The following is an 18,570-nucleotide window of genomic DNA, read 5'->3' as shown; positions in this document are numbered from 1 at the left end:
AAAGATTAAGACGAGTTACATCCTTATGAAAGTGTTAAAAAATTACGCCTATAATCTCTCCTACCAGTTGCTGGTGATCATCTTGCCGATTATCACCACTCCCTATGTGACACGTGTTTTTAGTTCAGATGATCTAGGGACCTACGGCTATTTCAATTCCATTGTCACCTATTTTATCCTTTTGGCGACGCTAGGAGTGGCCAACTATGGGACTAAGGAGATTTCGGGACATTGGAAAGACATCCAAAAAAATTTCTGGGGGATTTATACCCTTCAGTTGGGGGCTACGATTTTATCCCTTATCCTCTATATTATTTTATGTGTGACCCTTCCTTCTATGCAAAACACTGTTGCTTATATCCTAGGACTTAGCTTGATTTCTAAAGGACTAGACATTTCCTGGCTCTTTCAGGGGTTAGAGGACTTCCGCAAGATTACGGTTAGGAATATCACAGTCAAACTGGTTGGAGTCATCTCCATCTTCTTGTTTGTCAAATCTGCCAATGATCTTTATCTCTATGTATTTTTACTAACTATCTTTGAGCTCTTAGGTCAGCTGAGTATGTGGCTACCTGCTCGGGAGTTCATTGGGAAAGCCCATTTTGATATGGCCTATGCACGGGTGCATTTGAAACCAGTCATTCTGCTCTTTTTACCGCAGATTGCCATTTCCCTCTATGTCACCCTTGACCGGACCATGCTGGGAGCCCTCGCCTCTACAAAGGATGTGGGGATTTATGACCAGGCCTTAAAACTCGTCAATATTTTGTTGACCTTGGTGACCTCGCTGGGCAGTGTCATGTTGCCTCGTGTATCGAGCCTCTTATCCTCAGGTGACCACAAGGCTGTTAACAAGATGCATCAAATGTCCTTCCTGATTTATAATTTGGTCATTTTCCCGATTATTGCAGGCATGCTGATTGTCAATGATGACTTTGTTCAGTTCTTTCTAGGAAAGGATTTCCAGGATGCGCGTTATGCCATTTCCATCATGATTTTTAGAATGTTCTTTATCGGATGGACCAATATCATGGGGATTCAAATTCTGATCCCTCATAATAAAAATAAAGAATTTATGATTTCGACAACTGTTCCCGCCATTGTCAGTGTCGGATTGAACCTAATCTTCCTGCCCAAATTGGGCTTTATTGGAGCTGCGATTGTGTCAGTGTTGACAGAAACTTTGGTATGGGGGATTCAACTCTACTTCACACGAACTTATCTTAAAGAAGTGCTGATTATGGGGGCAATGGCAAAGATTTTTTTGGCTTCAGCCGTTATGTATGCTTTATTGTTACTTATAAAATCGATTTTACATTTGACACCAACCCTAAATGTTTTAGTCTATGCGGTGCTTGGCGGATTGATTTATCTTATCGCAGTAATATGCCTTAGAGTAGTAAATATGGTTGAAATAAAACAAATGATAGGAAAACGATCGAAATGAAGAAAATACGGAATATAAACCTAGATTTCCTTAAAATCATGGCTTGTATAGGAGTTGTATTACTCCATACTACAATATCAGGATTTAAAGGAACTAGCTCTTGGAATTATTTGACATATTTATATTACTTAGGTACCTATTCAATTCCTCTATTTTTTATGGTAAATGGCTATTTACTATTGGGAAGGAATAAGATTAGCTATTCATACATCCTGCAGAAAGTAAAATGGATTTTTATAACCGTATCAATTTGGTCTTTAATAATTTGGATATATAAGAGAAATTTTTCCGAAAATCCTATAAGAATAATTTTGGACTCTTTGATACAAAAAGGTTATTTTTTTCAATTTTGGTTTTTTGGTGCTCTAATAATTATTTACTTGTGTTTACCTATTTTGAAAAAGTTTCTAAATTCAAAAAATAAATATTTACTTATTTTAACTCTCCTAGTAATTATTGGTTTGATGTTTGAACTGACAAATTATTTGGTTCAATTTCCGGTGCAGTTTTATATTATACAAACGTTTAGATTATGGACTTGGTTTTTCTATTATATTTTAGGTGGTTTTCTCGCTCAATTCAACTTGGATATTCTTAAAAAATGTTTTAAGAGTTGGATGAAAGTAATCACCGTAGTTTTACTATTTGCTTCACCGTTAATCTTGTTTGTGATAGCGAAGGATATTCATCATAATCTTTTTGCTGAATATTTTTACGATAGTATTCTTGTGAAAGCTGTAAGTTTAGGAACTTTTTTGACGGTACTCACGTTTGATTTAAATACAGATAAAAACAGATGGATTATCAATCTTTCTAATCAAACAATGGGAGTTTTTGTTACACATACATATATTATGAAGGTGTGGGAGAAACTAGTGGGATTCAGTTTTACAGGAGCCCATTTCCTTTTTGTCATCTTCACATTAAGCATTAGTTTCATTGTGGTTGGAATATTGTTGAAAATCCCTTATTTAAATCGAATCGTTAAATTATAATTTATTTAATAGGAGTGAACTATGTACGATTATCTTATCGTTGGTGCAGGTTTGTCAGGGGCAATCTTTGCACACGAAGCCACAAAACGTGGAAAAAAAGTAAAAGTGATTGACAAGCGTGATCACATCGGTGGAAATATCTACTGTGAAAACGTTGAAGGTATCAACGTTCACAAGTACGGTGCCCACATTTTCCATACTTCAAATAAAAAAGTTTGGGACTATGTCAACCAGTTTGCTGAGTTTAATAACTATATCAACTCACCAGTAGCCAACTACAAGGGCAGTCTTTACAATCTTCCTTTCAACATGAACACCTTCTACGCTATGTGGGGAACTAAGACACCACAAGAAGTCAAAGACAAGATTGCGGAGCAAACGGCGGATATGAAGGATGTTGAGCCCAAGAACTTGGAAGAACAAGCTATCAAGTTGATTGGTCCGGACATTTATGAAAAATTGATCAAGGGCTACACAGAAAAACAATGGGGACGTTTTGCAACAGAACTTCCACCATTTATCATCAAGCGCCTCCCAGTGCGTTTGACCTTTGATAATAACTACTTTAACGACCGTTACCAAGGGATTCCAATCGGTGGTTATAATGTCATTATCGAAAACATGCTTGGTGATGTTGAAGTGGAGCTTGGTGTAGACTTCTTTGCCAATCGGGAAGAACTCGAAGCATCAACTAAAAAAGTTGTCTTCACAGGAATGATTGACCAATACTTTGACTACAAGCATGGTGAATTGGAATATCGCAGTCTTCGATTCGAACATGAAGTTTTGGATGAGGAAAACCATCAAGGGAATGCAGTGGTTAACTATACAGAACGTGAGATTCCTTACACTCGTATCATTGAGCACAAGCACTTCGAGTATGGTACTCAACCAAAGACAGTTATAACCCGTGAATATCCTGCTGATTGGAAACGTGGAGATGAACCATACTATCCAATTAATGATGAAAAAAACAATGCCATGTTTGCTAAATACCAAGAAGAAGCGGCCAAAAATGACAAGGTTATCTTCTGTGGACGTTTGGCAGACTATAAATATTATGATATGCATGTTGTTATTGAACGTGCACTTAGTGTAGTAACAGAAGAGTTTGGTTACTGAAACTTGCATTTTTAACAATTTGATTATTGTACATCAACAAAGAAAGGTACCCAGCTATGAAAGGTATTATTCTAGCAGGTGGTTCGGGGACACGTTTATATCCTTTGACTCGAGCTGCATCAAAACAACTTATGCCGGTTTATGATAAACCGATGATTTACTACCCACTTTCAACATTGATGTTGGCTGGGATTAGAGATATTTTGATTATCTCAACTCCTCAAGATTTGCCTCGTTTTAAAGAGCTTCTTCAAGATGGATCTGAGTTTGGGATTCAATTGTCTTATGCAGAGCAACCGAGTCCAGATGGTTTGGCACAAGCCTTTATCATTGGGGAAGAGTTTATTGGCGATGACAGCGTTGCTCTAATCTTAGGCGACAATATCTATCATGGTCCTGGCCTTTCTAAGATGTTACAAAAGGCGGCTAGTAAGGAGTTGGGTGCAACTGTGTTTGGCTACCATGTGAAGGATCCAGAGCGCTTTGGTGTGGTTGAGTTTGACAAGGATATGAACGCTATTTCTATCGAAGAAAAGCCAGAGCATCCACGTTCAAATTATGCAGTTACAGGTCTCTATTTCTACGATAATGATGTAGTAGAAATTGCTAAAAGTATTAAACCAAGCCCGCGTGGTGAATTGGAAATTACAGACGTTAACAAGGCTTATCTAGATCGTGGAGATCTATCTGTTGAGGTTATGGGACGTGGTTTTGCTTGGCTAGATACTGGAACTCATGAAAGTTTACTAGAGGCTTCACAGTACATTGAAACAGTGCAACGGATGCAAAATGTTCAAGTTGCAAACTTGGAAGAAATTGCTTACCGCATGGGCTATATCAGTCGCGAAGATGTATTGGCTTTAGCCCAACCACTTAAGAAAAATGAATACGGGCAGTATTTGCTCCGTTTGATTGGAGAAGCATAGATGACAGATAATTTTTTCGGAAAGACGCTTGCAGCACGCAAGGTTGATGCAATTCCAGGTATGTTGGAGTTTGATATCCCTATTCATGGCGATAATCGTGGCTGGTTTAAAGAAAATTTCCAAAAGGAAAAAATGCTCCCATTTGGATTTCCAGAGTCTTTCTTTGCAGAAGGAAAATTGCAAAACAATGTATCCTTCTCACGTAAAAATGTTCTCCGTGGCCTCCACGCAGAACCTTGGGATAAGTACATCTCTGTAGCAGATGGTGGGAAAGTTCTGGGTTCTTGGGTTGATCTACGCGAGGGCGAAACTTTCGGAAATACCTATCAAACAGTAATTGATGCAAGTAAGGGAATCTTTGTTCCTAGAGGTGTGGCCAATGGTTTCCAAGTCCTATCAGATACAGTTTCTTATAGTTATTTGGTCAATGACTACTGGGCTCTTGAACTCAAACCTAAGTATGCCTTTGTAAACTATGCTGATCCAAGCCTTGGCATTGAATGGGAAAATCTTGCAGAAGCAGAGGTTTCAGATGCAGATAAAAATCATCCACTACTTAAGGATGTAAAACCTTTGAAAAAAGAAGATTTGTAAAAAGGAAAGAATATGACTAAATACAAAAAAATTATCGTGACAGGTGGAGCTGGTTTTATCGGTTCCAACTTTGTCCACTATGTTTACAAGAATTTTCCAGATGTTCATGTGACAGTATTAGACAAATTGACTTATGCTGGGAACCGCGCTAATATTGAGGAAATTTTAGGTGATCGTGTTGAGTTAGTTGTTGGGGACATTGCGGATGCAGAGTTGGTAGACAAGTTGGCAGCTCAAGCAGATGCTATCGTTCACTATGCTGCTGAGAGTCACAATGATAATTCGCTGAATGATCCATCGCCATTTATCCATACTAATTTTATTGGAACCTATACTCTTTTGGAAGCAGCACGTAAATACGATCTTCGTTTCCACCATGTATCTACAGACGAGGTTTATGGTGATCTCCCTCTACGTGAGGATTTGCCAGGTCATGGTGAAGGACCAGGTGAGAAATTTACTGCTGAAACAAAATACAACCCAAGCTCTCCGTACTCATCAACTAAGGCTGCTTCAGATTTGATTGTCAAAGCCTGGGTACGATCGTTTGGTGTCAAGGCAACGATTTCTAACTGTTCAAATAACTACGGTCCTTATCAACACATTGAAAAATTCATACCACGTCAGATTACTAACATCTTAAGTGGAATCAAGCCAAAACTTTACGGTGAAGGTAAGAATGTTCGTGACTGGATTCATACCAATGATCATTCTTCAGGTGTTTGGACAATCTTGACAAAAGGGCAAATTGGTGAAACCTACTTGATTGGGGCTGATGGCGAGAAAAACAACAAGGAAGTTTTAGAACTTATCCTTAAGGAAATGGGACAAGCTGAGGATGCCTATGATCATGTTACTGACCGTGCAGGACATGACCTTCGCTATGCGATTGACGCAAGCAAGCTCCGTGATGAGTTGGGCTGGAAACCTGAATTTACCAACTTTGAACAAGGTCTCAAAGAAACCATTCAATGGTACAAAGATAACCAAGATTGGTGGCAGGGAGAAAAAGAAGCTGTTGAAGCCAACTACGCTAAAACACAAGAGGTTCTTGAAAAATAAAAGGCGGTGGGACAGAAATCGATAGACAAAATCTCGATTTCCTAATCCCAGCCCCGCGAAGATGATTAGGAGTTTTGAAGTCTAAAAGTCAAACAAAAAGTCCAATCAGCTACCGCGTCAAAGTTTGATTGCTAATAAAAAATGAGGCCGGGATCTTTTGTTCCACCTCTATTGCTGTAGGGAAGAATTATGAATCAGTTGAAAGGAAGAAAAATGATTTTAATCACAGGGGCAAATGGCCAATTAGGAACTGAACTTCGTCATTTGTTGGATGAGCGTAATGAAGAATACGTTGCAGTTGATGTGGCTGAGATGGATATTACCGATGCAGAAATGGTTGAGAAAGTTTTTGAAGAGGTGAAACCGACTTTAGTCTACCATTGTGCAGCCTACACAGCTGTTGATGCAGCAGAGGACGAAGGAAAAGAACTGGATTTTGCCATTAATGTTACGGGGACAGAGAATGTCGCAAAAGCATCCGAAAAGCATTGTGCAACTCTAGTCTACATTTCTACCGATTATGTCTTTGACGGTAAGAAACCAGTTGGACAAGAGTGGGAAGTGGATGATCAACCAGACCCTCAAACTGAATATGGTCGTACTAAGCGCATGGGAGAGGAACTTGTAGAGAAACACGTTTCAAACTACTATATTATTCGTACTGCTTGGGTTTTTGGAAATTACGGCAAGAACTTCGTTTTTACCATGCAAAATCTAGCTAAAACTCATAAGACCTTGACAGTTGTAAATGATCAACATGGTCGACCAACCTGGACACGTACCTTGGCCGAGTTCATGACTTTCCTAGCTGAAAACCGCAAGGAATTTGGTTATTATCATTTGTCAAATGATGCGACAGAAGATACAACTTGGTATGACTTTGCGGTTGAAATTTTGAAGGATACAGATGTCGAAGTCAAGCCAGTAGACTCGAGCCAATTTCCTGCCAAAGCTAAACGTCCACTAAACTCAACGATGAGTTTGACCAAAGCCAAAGCAACTGGATTTGTCATTCCAACTTGGAAAGATGCCTTGAAAGAATTTTACAAACAAGACCTTAAAAAATAAATGTTGAAATATTGCTATAAAGTATATTTTGAACTAGAGATATTTTAGGATTAGTGCCTTATCACTCATGCTAAAGGATGAAATGGTTTTATTAGAGAAGTCGAACTATGTGTGATAGACACTCGCACTAGGAAATAGATTTATAGAATTTTCTTTTGGACAGTTGCGGAAAATAGGACCAATTTTCCAGTGATTTTATAAAAAGGTGGAGGAGGTAAAAACTCAATTTGAAGATAAATTGAGTAAATATTTCCGTTATAAAACGCATAGTATCAAGTTTTTTGAACATCTGATATTATGCGTTTTCTTATTTTAAGGGGGCGTTTGCCCAGCCGTTTTCTTTTTATTTACCCACCGATGAAATCGTCGGATAATTATAAAAATTCAAGAAAAAGCTTGGTTAAATGTTAGAAAATTCGAGCACGAATGTATTTTTTGTGTTATAATATTCTGTGAGTAGTTATGCCTTGGTGTAGCTATTAAAAATAGAAGTGTGAAACTGGTAAGATAGAGAGGACGCAGTGTAATGACTAGGAATGGTTTTTTTACAGGCTTAGATATTGGAACTAGCTCTATTAAAGTGTTGGTTGCAGAGCTTGTAAATGGTGAAGTGAATGTAATTGGCGTAAGCAATGCCAAAAGTAAAGGTGTCAAAGATGGGATTATCGTTGACATTGAAGCAGCAGCGACTGCTATTAAGTCTGCAATTTCTCAAGCAGAAGAAAAAGCAGGAATTTCAATCAAGTCTGTAAATGTTGGTTTGCCAGCTAATTTGCTACAAGTTGAGCCAACTCAAGGCATGATTCCGGTGACATCAGATACAAGAGAAATTACAGATCAAGATGTTGAAAATGTGGTTAAATCAGCTTTGACTAAAAGTATGACTCCTGATCGTGAAGTTATCACCTTTATTCCAGAGGAATTTGTCGTAGATGGATTCCAAGGAATTCGTGATCCTCGCGGAATGATGGGTGTGCGTTTGGAAATGCGCGGTCTCTTGTACACTGGTCCACGTACGATTCTCCATAATCTTCGTAAAACTGTAGAGCGTGTAGGCATTCAAGTCGATAACGTGATTATTTCACCTCTTGCAATGGTTCACTCTGTCTTGAATGAAGGTGAACGTGAGTTTGGTGCGACTGTTATCGACATGGGTGGTGGCCAAACGACTGTTGCCACTATTCGCAATCAAGAACTTCAATATACAAATGTCAACCAAGAGGGTGGCGATTATGTCACAAAAGACATTTCAAAAGTTCTTAAGACTTCTAAGAAAATTGCAGAAGGTCTAAAATTGAACTATGGTGAAGCTTATCCACCGCTAGCTAGCAAGGAAACTTTCCAAGTTGAAGTAATCGGTGAAGTTGAACCAGTTGAAGTAACTGAAGAATACTTGGCTGAGATTATTTCAGCTAGACTTAAGCACATTTTTGAGCAAATTAAGCAAGATTTGGAAAGACGTCACCTATTAGACTTGCCAGGAGGTATTGCCTTGATTGGTGGGAATGCCCTCCTTCCAGGTGTCGTTGAATTGGCTCAAGAAGTATTTGGAGTCCGTGTTAAGTTATTCGTACCAAATCAAGTTGGGATCCGCAATCCTGCTTTTGCCCATGTCATTAGCTTGTCAGAATTCGCTGGAAGCCTTACTGAAGTGAATGTTCTAGCTCAGCGAGCAATTCGAGGAGAACATACTTTAAGCCACCAGTCACTTGACTTTATAAATTCAGCTCAACCAGTTTCACCTGTTTCTCCACGACCAGTATTTAATACAGTGACAACTTCTGAGCCTGAAACAACTCAATCTGTTGAACCAGTAGCTCCTCTTCAATCAGAAGAAAAGAGCAAAGGTAAATTAACGGATCGTTTCCGTAGCTTGATTGGAAGCATGTTTGACGAATAAAATAGAGGAATATAAATATGACATTTTCATTTGATACAGCAGCAGCACAAGGTGCAGTAATTAAAGTAATCGGTGTCGGCGGTGGTGGTGGAAATGCCATCAACCGTATGGTTGACGAAGGCGTTTCTGGCGTTGAATTTATCGCAGCTAACACAGATGTGCAAGCTTTGAGCAGTACAAAAGCTGAGACAGTTATCCAGCTCGGTCCTAAATTGACTCGCGGACTTGGTGCAGGAGGTCAACCTGAAGTTGGTCGTAAAGCTGCGGAAGAAAGCGAAGAAGTATTGACAGAAGCAATCAGCGGTGCTGATATGGTCTTCATCACTGCTGGTATGGGTGGAGGTTCTGGTACAGGTGCTGCACCAGTTATCGCTCGTATTGCAAAAAGTCTCGGTGCTTTGACAGTTGGTGTTGTTACTCGTCCATTTGGTTTTGAAGGAAGCAAACGTGGACAATTTGCTATCGAAGGGATTAACGAACTTCGTGAGCATGTTGATACACTCTTGATTATCTCAAACAATAATTTGCTAGAAATCGTCGACAAGAAAACTCCACTTCTTGAAGCATTGAGTGAAGCAGACAACGTTCTTCGTCAAGGTGTACAAGGGATTACAGATTTGATCACAAATCCTGGTTTGATCAACTTGGACTTCGCAGACGTTAAGACTGTTATGGCTAACAAAGGCAATGCCCTTATGGGAATTGGTATTGGTAGCGGTGAAGAACGTGTTGTAGAAGCTGCTCGTAAAGCAATCTACTCTCCACTTCTCGAAACAACTATCGATGGTGCTGAGGATGTTATCGTTAACGTAACTGGTGGTTTGGACTTGACTTTGATTGAAGCTGAGGAAGCATCAGAAATTGTTAACCAAGCAGCTGGTCATGGTGTTAACATCTGGCTTGGAACATCTATTGATGAGACTATGAAAGACGAAATCCGCGTGACTGTTGTTGCGACAGGAGTACGTCAGGACAAAGTTGAGAAAGTTGTAACTGCTCAACCACGCCAAGCAGCCTACCGTGAACCTGCTAGAACTAGCCATACACATACATATGATCGCAATTTTGATATGGCTGATACAGTAGAGTTACCAACTCCAAGTCATCGTCGCCCAGAAGCACCAAAGACATCAGCCTTTGGTGACTGGGACTTGAGACGTGATGCCATTGTTCGCCAAGGAGATCCAGTTGTTTCTCCTGTAGAACGTTTTGAGGTTCCAGCCGCAACAGATGAAGATGAGTTGGAAACTCCACCATTCTTTAAAAATCGTTAATGAAGATGAATTTAAAAGAAAATACGAACCTTGTTTTTCAACAGATATCGAATGCAGTTCAGGAAGCCGATCGTCAAAACGATTCGGTTTCTGTGATTGCGGTGACCAAATATGTAGATGTTGAAACGGCCTCTGCTTTGGTTTCGCAAGGAGTGCAACACATCGGTGAGAACCGTGTTGATAAATTTCTTGACAAGTATCATGCCTTGAGTGATAAAAATCTTACTTGGCATTTGATAGGAACCTTACAGAGACGTAAAGTCAAGGAAGTGATTTCTTATGTGGATTATTTTCATGCTTTAGATTCCTTAAAGCTAGCTCAGGAAATTCAAAAACGAGCAGACCACAAGATTAAGTGCTTTTTGCAAGTAAATATTTCTAAGGAAGAGAGCAAGCACGGTTTTTCGAAAGAAGAATTGTTAGCCCTCTTACCAGAACTTTCAGAATTAGACCAGATTGAGTATGTGGGACTGATGACCATGGCTCCATTTGAAGCAACTAGTCAAGAGTTACTAGAGATATTTAAAGAAACGCAAGAACTGCAAAAAACCATTCAGGGGAAATATCTCCCAAATATGCCGATGACAGAACTCAGTATGGGAATGAGTCGTGACTTCAAAGAAGCGATTCAATGTGGTTCAACTTTCGTTCGAATCGGCACAGCATTTTTTAAGTAGGAAATAACCATGTCACTAAAAAATAAATTTGAAAAGTTTATAGATTATTTCACTGAAGATGGAGAAGAAGTGGCACCAAACGTTGCTGAATTAAAGCCTGAAAAAACGCTAACATCAGTTTCTGCCCCCATGGAAGAACTTCCACAAGCTCAACAACTTTCCCAGCCTTCACAAGTGAATTCAAAGGAAAAAAATATTACGCGCCTTCATGCTCGTCAGCAAGAATTAGCGATGAAGAGTCATCGTAGTACAGAAAAGGTAACCATTGATGTTCGTTATCCTCGTCGCTACGAAGATGCAACGGATATCGTTGATTTACTAGCAGGCAATGAAAGTATTTTAATCGATTTCCAATACATGACTGAAGTACAAGCGCGTCGTTGTCTAGACTATTTAGATGGAGCTCGTCATGTACTTGCTGGTGAATTAAGAAAGGTTGCAAATACCATGTACCTTTTGACACCAGTAGGAGTTGTGGTTAACATTGAAGATATTCGTTTACCTGAGGGAACTCATGGTGAAGAGTTTGATTTCGATATGAAGAGAAAACGAGTGAGATAATGATATTTCTAGTTCGCTTTATTCAAAACGCTACAGATATCTATTCTATGATACTTGTAGCGTTTGCTCTCTTATCCTGGTTTCCAACTGCCTATGAGACTAGAGCAGGTCGTTTGTTGACTAATTTAGTCAAACCGATTCTTCAACCCCTGAGACGTCTGCCACTAAGTATTGGTGGTTTAGATTTTTCAGTCTGGGTGGCTGTCGTTTTAGTTCATTTGCTTGGAAACTATCTGATCCGTTTTCTTTTAATACTAGCATGAGAAAAGACATCTATCAGCATTTCTCAGTCGAGGATATTTCCTTTATTGATAAAGGCTTGGAGTGGCTAAGGCAGGTAGAAGAGCATTACGCTTCCATCTTAACTCCCTTTATCAATCCCCATCAGGTCTTTATCTTAAAGACATTGGGAAATCATCAAGGGATTCAAGTTTTTTCTAGCAATGATTTTGTAGCTACTGAGTATAGTCGTGTACTACTTGCACCAGATTATTTCATACCGACTTTGACGGATTTTGAAATGGAATTGCTTGAGATTGTTTATTCTAGCAAGTTTGACCAATTGACACATTCCAAGATTTTAGGAACTGTTCTGAATCGTCTGGGAATCGATCGCAAGTTGTTTGGTGATATAGTGGTAACGGAAAATAGAGCTCAAATCATTGTAGACCAGAAATTCACTTCCCTCTTCCAAGACGGGATTCAAAAGATTGCCAATCTACCTGTCAAGCTAGAAGTCGTATCTTTTGAAAATCTGATAGAGGCCGAGAATGATTATCAGGAAAAGGAAGTTTTAGTTCCGAGTATGCGCTTGGATGCTTTCTTGTCAAATGTTCTGAAATTGTCTCGCTCGCAGACAGCTGATTTGTTAGAAAGAAAATATGTTCAGGTAAATTACCATCTGGTTGAAAAATCTGATTATCAAGTTAAGATTGGTGATTTAGTAAGTGTCAGACGTTTTGGAAGGATTAGTGTTCTGAGAGAAAATGGTCAGACAAAAAGGGATAAGAAGAAATTGACAATACAATTATTATTAAGTAAGTGAGGGGAAAATATGCCAATTACATCGTTAGAGATTAAGGATAAAAGCTTTAGTACTAAGTTTAGAGGTTTTGATCCTGAAGAAGTTGATGAATTTCTCGATATTGTAGTTCGAGACTATGAAACATTGGTTCGAAGTAACCATGATAAAGATCAACAAATTAGAAATTTAGAAGAGCGTTTGTCTTATTTTGATGAGATGAAAGATTCATTGAGTCAGTCTGTGTTAATTGCTCAAGATACTGCTGAGCGAGTTAAACAAGCAGCTACTGAACGCTCTCATAATATCATTCATCATGCTGAACAGGAATCACAACGTTTGCTTGATGAAGCTAAGTACAAGGCAAATGAAATTTTACGTCAAGCAACTGATAATGCTAAGAAGGTTGCGATTGAGACAGAAGAACTGAAGAATAAGAGTCGCGTCTTCCATCAACGCTTGAAATCCACAATTGAAAGTCAACTGGCTATCGTTGATTCATCTGATTGGGAAGAAATTTTACGTCCAACAGCAACTTATTTACAAACCAGTGATGAGGTCTTTAAAGAGGTGGTTAGAGAGGCTTTGGGGGAAAATATTTCAGCATTTCATGAGGAGGAAGCCAATGATTTGACTCGTCAGTTTTCACCTGAAGAGGTTGCTGAGCTCCAAGCACGTATAGAAGCAACTAATCGTGAATTGATGGAAGCACAGGATGAATCAACTTTATCTGACTTATCTTCGTTAGTAAATAATGAAATGAGTTCTGAGTCTAAAGAGGATTCAGAATAACAATTTCTCGACATTTATAATTGTAAAATCTGAGAACAAGATCTAATCACACATATTTTCAGCGAGTAGGCGATGGTGGAAGTCCTACAATCCCTGTTGATTAGATTATCCTCTCAAAAACTCAAGTCTGAATGGAGTAAGATTTGACGTTCCCCACGTTACGGGATAAGAGGGAGAAAGATTAGATCTTTTTCCGAATAAAGGTGGTACCACGATTTTCGTCCTTTTTGGAAGTCGTGGTTTTTAATTTGTTATTATTTATAAAGGAGATACCATGAAACTCAAAGATACCCTTAATCTTGGGAAAACAGCTTTCCCAATGCGTGCAGGCCTTCCGACCAAAGAGCCAGTTTGGCAAAAGGAATGGGAAGATGCAAAACTTTACCAACGTCGTCAAGAACTAAATGAAGGGAAACCTCATTTTGTCTTGCATGATGGCCCTCCATACGCAAACGGAAATATCCATGTTGGACATGCCATGAATCATATCTCAAAAGATATCATTGTTCGTTCTAAGTCTATGTCAGGTTTTAACGCACCTTATATCCCAGGTTGGGATACTCATGGTCTGCCAATCGAGCAAGTTTTGGCAAAGCAAGGTGTTAAGCGCAAAGAAATGGACTTGGTTGAGTACTTAAAACTTTGCCGTGAGTACGCTCTTTCTCAAGTTTATAAACAACGTGATGATTTCAAGCGCTTGGGGATGTCAGGTGACTGGGAAAATTTATATGTGACTTTAACTCCAGACTATGAAGCAGCCCAAATCCGTGTATTTGGTGAGATGGCTAATAAAGGCTATATCTACCGTGGTGCAAAACCAGTTTACTGGTCATGGTCATCTGAGTCAGCTCTTGCCGAAGCAGAGATTGAATACCATGACTTGGTTTCAACTTCTCTTTACTATGCCAATAAGGTAAAAGATGGCAAAGGTATCCTAGATACAGATACTTATATCGTAGTCTGGACAACAACTCCATTTACGATCACAGCTTCTCGTGGTTTGACGGTTGGTGCAGATATTGATTACGTTTTGGTTCAACCTGCTGGTGAAGCTCGCAAGTTTGTGGTTGCTGCAGAATTGTTGACTAGCTTGTCTGAGAAATTTGGATGGGCTGATGTTCAAGTTTTGGCAACTTACCGTGGTCAAGAACTCAACCACATCGTAATAGAACATCCATGGGATACAGCTGTAGATGAGTTGGTGATCCTTGGTGACCACGTTACTACTGACTCTGGTACAGGTATTGTCCATACAGCCCCTGGTTTTGGTGAGGACGACTACAATGTTGGTATTGCTAATGGTCTTGAAGTCGCAGTGACTGTTGACGAACGTGGTATCATGATGAAGAATGCTGGTCCTGAGTTTGAAGGCCAATTCTACGACAAAGTGGTTCCAACTGTTATCGAGAAACTTGGTAACCTCCTTCTTGCCCAAGAAGAAATCTCTCACTCATATCCATTTGACTGGCGTACCAAGAAACCAATTATCTGGCGTGCAGTACCACAGTGGTTCGCCTCTGTTTCTAAATTCCGCCAAGAAATCTTGGATGCTATTGATAAAGTTAAATTCCATACAGAATGGGGTAAAGTACGTCTATATAATATGATTCGTGACCGTGGTGACTGGGTTATCTCTCGTCAACGTGCTTGGGGTGTTCCACTTCCAATCTTCTATGCAGAAGACGGTACAGCTATCATGACAGCTGAGACTATCGAACATGTGGCTCAACTCTTTGAAGTGCATGGTTCAAGCATTTGGTGGGAACGTGATGCCAAAGACCTCTTGCCAGAAGGATTTACACATCCAGGTTCTCCAAATGGGGAGTTCAAGAAAGAAACAGATATTATGGATGTATGGTTTGACTCAGGTTCATCATGGAATGGTGTTTTGGTAAATCGTCCAAATCTGACTTATCCAGCTGACCTTTACCTTGAAGGTTCTGACCAATACCGTGGTTGGTTCAACTCATCACTCATCACATCTGTTGCCAACCATGGCGTAGCACCTTACAAACAAATCTTGTCTCAAGGTTTTACGCTTGATGGTAAGGATGAAAAGATGTCCAAATCTCTTGGAAATACTATTTTGCCTAGCGATGTTGAGAAACAATTTGGCGCTGAAATTCTTCGTCTTTGGGTAACAAGTGTAGATACTAGCAATGACGTTCGTATCTCAATGGATATCCTTAGCCAAGTATCGGAATCTTACCGTAAAATCCGTAACACTCTTCGTTTCTTGATTGCTAATACATCTGACTTTAACCCAGCTGAGGATGCAGTAGCTTACGATGAGCTTCGTTCAGTTGATAAGTACATGACGATTCGCTTTAACCAGCTTGTTAAGACCATTCGTGATGCTTACGCAAACTTTGAATTCTTGACAATCTACAAGGCCTTGGTGAACTTTATCAACGTTGACTTGTCAGCCTTCTACCTTGATTTTGCCAAAGATGTTGTTTATATCGAAGGTGCCAAATCATTGGAACGCCGTCAAATGCAGACTGTCTTCTATGACATTCTTGTCAAAATTACGAAACTCTTGACACCAATCCTTCCTCACACTGCGGAAGAAATCTGGTCATACCTTGAGTTTGAAACAGAAGACTTCGTTCAATTGTCAGAATTGCCAGAAGCAGAAACTTTTGCTAACCAAGAAGAAATCTTAGATACATGGGCTGCCTTTATGGACTTCCGTGGACAAGCTCAAAAAGCCTTGGAAGAGGCTCGTAATGCCAAAGTAATCGGTAAATCACTTGAAGCTCACTTGACAGTTTATCCAAATGAAGTTGTGAAAACTCTGCTCGAAGCAGTAAACAGCAATGTAGCTCAACTTTTAATCGTGTCTGAATTGACTATCGCAGAAGGACCAGCTCCAGAAGCTGCCGTTAGCTTCGAAGATGTAGCCTTCACAGTTGAACGCGCTGCAGGTGAAGTATGTGACCGTTGCCGTCGTATCGACCCAACAACAGCAGAACGCAGCTACCACGCAGTCATCTGTGACCACTGTGCAAGCATCGTAGAAGAAAACTTTGCGGACGCAGTCGCAGAAGGATTTGAAGAGAAATAGTTTCGAGCAGTCTGGAGAATATTCATGAATTGAGTATTTTAACTAGTTATGGTATGATATTTAGTATAAAACATTAAAGGAGATTTATTATGAAGTCAAAAGCTTTAGCACTTTATAGTGGTATTGTTGGTTTAGTAGGTGGAATCTACTTGCTTATTGCCCCACTTCTTTTACTAGCAGCAGTTGTGAGTACAGCTGCTACAGCAACAGCTACACAGAGTCCTGAATTAACTGCATCTACAACAGTTGCAGGAGTTGCAGGAGTTTTACTTCCAACCGTTTTAAAAATTGCTATTTTAGTTTTAGGAATTGTTGCGATTGTATACTATAAGGAAGAAAGTCGTGTTGGTTCGGCTCCTTCTGTCCTATTAATCGTAGGTGGAGCAGTTGGCTTGATTCCAGCCCTTGGTTGGGTAGGAGGAATCCTAGCAATTATCGGTGGTTCACTATTTTTAGGAAGTCTCAAAAAATTCAAAGTTGAAGGATAAAAAATAAGGAAAAGGATTGTCAAACAGTCCTTTCCTTTTTGGTTTTGACTAGCTTTTTTGTGAAAAATTGTGTAAAATAGAATAGATAAACGAGGGGAAACCTCGGAAAATTTAAAGGAGAATCCATCTAATGGTAAAATTGGTTTTTGCTCGCCACGGTGAGTCTGAATGGAACAAAGCTAACCTTTTCACTGGTTGGGCTGATGTTGATTTGTCTGAAAAAGGTACACAACAAGCGATTGACGCTGGTAAATTGATCAAAGAAGCTGGTATCGAATTTGACCAAGCTTACACTTCAGTATTGAAACGTGCAATCAAAACAACGAACTTGGCTCTTGAAGCTTCTGACCAATTGTGGGTTCCAGTTGAAAAATCATGGCGCTTGAACGAACGTCACTACGGTGGTTTGACTGGTAAAAACAAAGCTGAAGCTGCTGAACAATTTGGTGATGAACAAGTTCACATCTGGCGTCGTTCATACGATGTATTGCCTCCAAACATGGACCGTGATGATGAGCACTCAGCTCACACTGACCGTCGTTACGCTTCACTTGACGACTCAGTCATTCCAGATGCTGAAAACTTGAAAGTGACTTTGGAACGTGCCCTTCCATTCTGGGAAGATAAAATCGCTCCAGCTCTTAAAGATGGTAAAAACGTATTCGTAGGAGCTCACGGTAACTCAATCCGTGCCCTTGTAAAACACATCAAAGGTTTGTCAGACGACGAAATCATGGACGTGGAAATCCCTAACTTCCCACCATTGGTATTCGAATTCGACGAAAAATTGAACGTCGTTTCTGAATACTACCTTGGAAAATAAAAAAATGTAAGTTTAGGATTGATTTATATCGATCTCAAAAAGTTACACAAATAATTCAAGCAAAGGATTTAGTTCTGTCTTGCACAGAGCTGAGTCCTTTTAGTTTGATTTTATACTCTTCGAAAATCGAATTCAAACCACGTCAGCGTCGCCTTACCGTACTCAAGTACAGCTTGCGGCTAGCGTCCTAGTTTGCTCTTTGATTTTCATTGAGTATTAATTCTTTTTTTAAGTATAGTGGATTGAACCTAGAATAGTAGGCTACGGATTCTAAAACATTTATAGAAATTTATTTGACTTTCCTAATTTCTTTGTTCATATCTTATTTTAATCCACTATAATAATCAATATTGTTTACAATTTCATGTCACATTTGGTTCAGAGCCTTAAACATTTTCTCATAGCCTTAGAACGAGATCCCATTTCCAAATACTAAAGAAGGGCATCATCGTTTCCTTTTCATTTATGACAATCCTTGTTATTAAAAAATTGATGATAAAAATCATGGTGCTATTACCGTCCTTGGTAGCTATGAGAGATAGTATACTCGGATTGGTCAATTTTGAAAGCCTCTGCTAACATGCCGTTCACTTGTTTTTGATTTGCTGAAGTAGAAAGGGTATAAGTGCTCGTTCATTATTAAAGCCATATAATGCTGACCAGCAGCCAAGAAAAATCTAACATTTAGGGTGTAGGTCATTCCTGTTTTTTTACCAGCAAACTCTCCTCCCTTATCTGTGAGATTCATTTTGA

17 protein-coding genes are annotated in these 18,570 nt (G+C 39.4%); all 17 read left to right on the top strand.

The window, feature by feature from the left end; all coding sequences use genetic code 11:
- Positions 1–25 precede the first annotated feature (25 nt).
- Entirely contained in the window at positions 26–1,447 is a 1,422-nt protein-coding gene (locus ADF68_RS03960; protein WP_049548730.1) for a flippase, read from the top strand.
- Positions 1,444–2,442, top strand: a complete 999-nt coding sequence (locus ADF68_RS03955; protein WP_049548729.1) for an acyltransferase — start codon at positions 1,444–1,446, stop codon at positions 2,440–2,442. The genes ADF68_RS03960 and ADF68_RS03955 overlap by 4 nt, the downstream gene beginning before the upstream one ends.
- Positions 2,443–2,463: 21 nt before the next feature.
- Positions 2,464–3,564, top strand: a complete 1,101-nt coding sequence (gene glf, locus ADF68_RS03950) for a UDP-galactopyranose mutase (RefSeq protein ID WP_049548728.1) — start codon at positions 2,464–2,466, stop codon at positions 3,562–3,564.
- Positions 3,565–3,620: 56 nt separating this feature from the next.
- Positions 3,621–4,490: a glucose-1-phosphate thymidylyltransferase RfbA gene (gene rfbA, locus ADF68_RS03945; RefSeq protein WP_049548727.1), complete on the top strand. Its 870-nt coding sequence runs from the start codon at positions 3,621–3,623 to the stop codon at positions 4,488–4,490.
- The gene (locus ADF68_RS03940) at positions 4,491–5,084 is read left to right on the top strand and encodes a dTDP-4-dehydrorhamnose 3,5-epimerase family protein (RefSeq protein ID WP_049548726.1); all 594 of its coding nucleotides are present in this window, start codon (positions 4,491–4,493) and stop codon (positions 5,082–5,084) included.
- Positions 5,085–5,096: 12 nt separating this feature from the next.
- Positions 5,097–6,146, top strand: a complete 1,050-nt coding sequence (gene rfbB / locus ADF68_RS03935) for a dTDP-glucose 4,6-dehydratase (RefSeq protein WP_049548725.1) — start codon at positions 5,097–5,099, stop codon at positions 6,144–6,146.
- Between the two features lie 213 nt (positions 6,147–6,359).
- Positions 6,360–7,214 carry a dTDP-4-dehydrorhamnose reductase gene (rfbD, locus tag ADF68_RS03930; protein ID WP_049548724.1) on the top strand — a complete coding sequence of 285 codons (855 nt, stop codon included), beginning with the start codon at positions 6,360–6,362 and terminating at the stop codon, positions 7,212–7,214.
- Between the two features lie 526 nt (positions 7,215–7,740).
- A complete protein-coding gene (gene ftsA, locus ADF68_RS03925; protein WP_049548723.1) occupies positions 7,741–9,114 on the top strand; it encodes a cell division protein FtsA in 1,374 nt (457 codons plus the stop codon).
- 17 nt (positions 9,115–9,131) lie between these two features.
- Positions 9,132–10,388 (top strand): cell division protein FtsZ, encoded by a 1,257-nt coding sequence (gene ftsZ, locus ADF68_RS03920; RefSeq protein WP_049548722.1) that lies wholly within the window; start codon positions 9,132–9,134, stop codon positions 10,386–10,388.
- 5 nt (positions 10,389–10,393) lie between these two features.
- The gene (locus ADF68_RS03915) at positions 10,394–11,065 is read left to right on the top strand and encodes a YggS family pyridoxal phosphate-dependent enzyme (RefSeq protein WP_049548743.1); all 672 of its coding nucleotides are present in this window, start codon (positions 10,394–10,396) and stop codon (positions 11,063–11,065) included.
- A gap of 9 nt (positions 11,066–11,074) precedes the next feature.
- The gene (locus ADF68_RS03910; RefSeq protein ID WP_049548721.1) at positions 11,075–11,626 is read left to right on the top strand and encodes a cell division protein SepF; all 552 of its coding nucleotides are present in this window, start codon (positions 11,075–11,077) and stop codon (positions 11,624–11,626) included.
- The gene (locus ADF68_RS03905; protein WP_049548720.1) at positions 11,626–11,889 is read left to right on the top strand and encodes a YggT family protein; all 264 of its coding nucleotides are present in this window, start codon (positions 11,626–11,628) and stop codon (positions 11,887–11,889) included. The genes ADF68_RS03910 and ADF68_RS03905 overlap by 1 nt, the downstream gene beginning before the upstream one ends.
- Positions 11,886–12,671 (top strand): RNA-binding protein, encoded by a 786-nt coding sequence (locus ADF68_RS03900; protein WP_049548719.1) that lies wholly within the window; start codon positions 11,886–11,888, stop codon positions 12,669–12,671. The genes ADF68_RS03905 and ADF68_RS03900 overlap by 4 nt, the downstream gene beginning before the upstream one ends.
- Before the next feature lie 9 nt (positions 12,672–12,680).
- Positions 12,681–13,439, top strand: a complete 759-nt coding sequence (locus ADF68_RS03895) for a DivIVA domain-containing protein (protein ID WP_049548718.1) — start codon at positions 12,681–12,683, stop codon at positions 13,437–13,439.
- Positions 13,440–13,713: 274 nt separating this feature from the next.
- Positions 13,714–16,506: an isoleucine--tRNA ligase gene (gene ileS / locus ADF68_RS03890; RefSeq protein WP_049548717.1), complete on the top strand. Its 2,793-nt coding sequence runs from the start codon at positions 13,714–13,716 to the stop codon at positions 16,504–16,506.
- 89 nt (positions 16,507–16,595) lie between these two features.
- Complete coding sequence (locus tag ADF68_RS03885) at positions 16,596–16,994, top strand: hypothetical protein (RefSeq protein WP_049524525.1); 399 nt, start codon at positions 16,596–16,598, stop codon at positions 16,992–16,994.
- Between the two features lie 130 nt (positions 16,995–17,124).
- Positions 17,125–17,817: a phosphoglycerate mutase gene (locus ADF68_RS03880; RefSeq protein WP_000240129.1), complete on the top strand. Its 693-nt coding sequence runs from the start codon at positions 17,125–17,127 to the stop codon at positions 17,815–17,817.
- Positions 17,818–18,570 lie beyond the last annotated feature (753 nt).

The organism is Streptococcus pseudopneumoniae (assembly GCF_001068775.1).
Taxonomy (GTDB): Bacteria; Bacillota; Bacilli; order Lactobacillales; family Streptococcaceae; genus Streptococcus; species Streptococcus pseudopneumoniae_N.
This window is presented reverse-complemented; position numbering and strand designations above follow the sequence as displayed.

Coding starts and splice junctions, on each gene's coding strand:
- ADF68_RS03960 (WP_049548730.1), top strand. CDS start 26: ATGAAAGTGTTAAAAAATTACGCCTATAATCTCTCCTACCAGTTGCTG.
- ADF68_RS03955 (WP_049548729.1), top strand. CDS start 1,444: ATGAAGAAAATACGGAATATAAACCTAGATTTCCTTAAAATCATGGCT.
- glf (WP_049548728.1), top strand. CDS start 2,464: ATGTACGATTATCTTATCGTTGGTGCAGGTTTGTCAGGGGCAATCTTT.
- rfbA (WP_049548727.1), top strand. CDS start 3,621: ATGAAAGGTATTATTCTAGCAGGTGGTTCGGGGACACGTTTATATCCT.
- ADF68_RS03940 (WP_049548726.1), top strand. CDS start 4,491: ATGACAGATAATTTTTTCGGAAAGACGCTTGCAGCACGCAAGGTTGAT.
- rfbB (WP_049548725.1), top strand. CDS start 5,097: ATGACTAAATACAAAAAAATTATCGTGACAGGTGGAGCTGGTTTTATC.
- rfbD (WP_049548724.1), top strand. CDS start 6,360: ATGATTTTAATCACAGGGGCAAATGGCCAATTAGGAACTGAACTTCGT.
- ftsA (WP_049548723.1), top strand. CDS start 7,741: ATGACTAGGAATGGTTTTTTTACAGGCTTAGATATTGGAACTAGCTCT.
- ftsZ (WP_049548722.1), top strand. CDS start 9,132: ATGACATTTTCATTTGATACAGCAGCAGCACAAGGTGCAGTAATTAAA.
- ADF68_RS03915 (WP_049548743.1), top strand. CDS start 10,394: ATGAATTTAAAAGAAAATACGAACCTTGTTTTTCAACAGATATCGAAT.
- ADF68_RS03910 (WP_049548721.1), top strand. CDS start 11,075: ATGTCACTAAAAAATAAATTTGAAAAGTTTATAGATTATTTCACTGAA.
- ADF68_RS03905 (WP_049548720.1), top strand. CDS start 11,626: ATGATATTTCTAGTTCGCTTTATTCAAAACGCTACAGATATCTATTCT.
- ADF68_RS03900 (WP_049548719.1), top strand. CDS start 11,886: ATGAGAAAAGACATCTATCAGCATTTCTCAGTCGAGGATATTTCCTTT.
- ADF68_RS03895 (WP_049548718.1), top strand. CDS start 12,681: ATGCCAATTACATCGTTAGAGATTAAGGATAAAAGCTTTAGTACTAAG.
- ileS (WP_049548717.1), top strand. CDS start 13,714: ATGAAACTCAAAGATACCCTTAATCTTGGGAAAACAGCTTTCCCAATG.
- ADF68_RS03885 (WP_049524525.1), top strand. CDS start 16,596: ATGAAGTCAAAAGCTTTAGCACTTTATAGTGGTATTGTTGGTTTAGTA.
- ADF68_RS03880 (WP_000240129.1), top strand. CDS start 17,125: ATGGTAAAATTGGTTTTTGCTCGCCACGGTGAGTCTGAATGGAACAAA.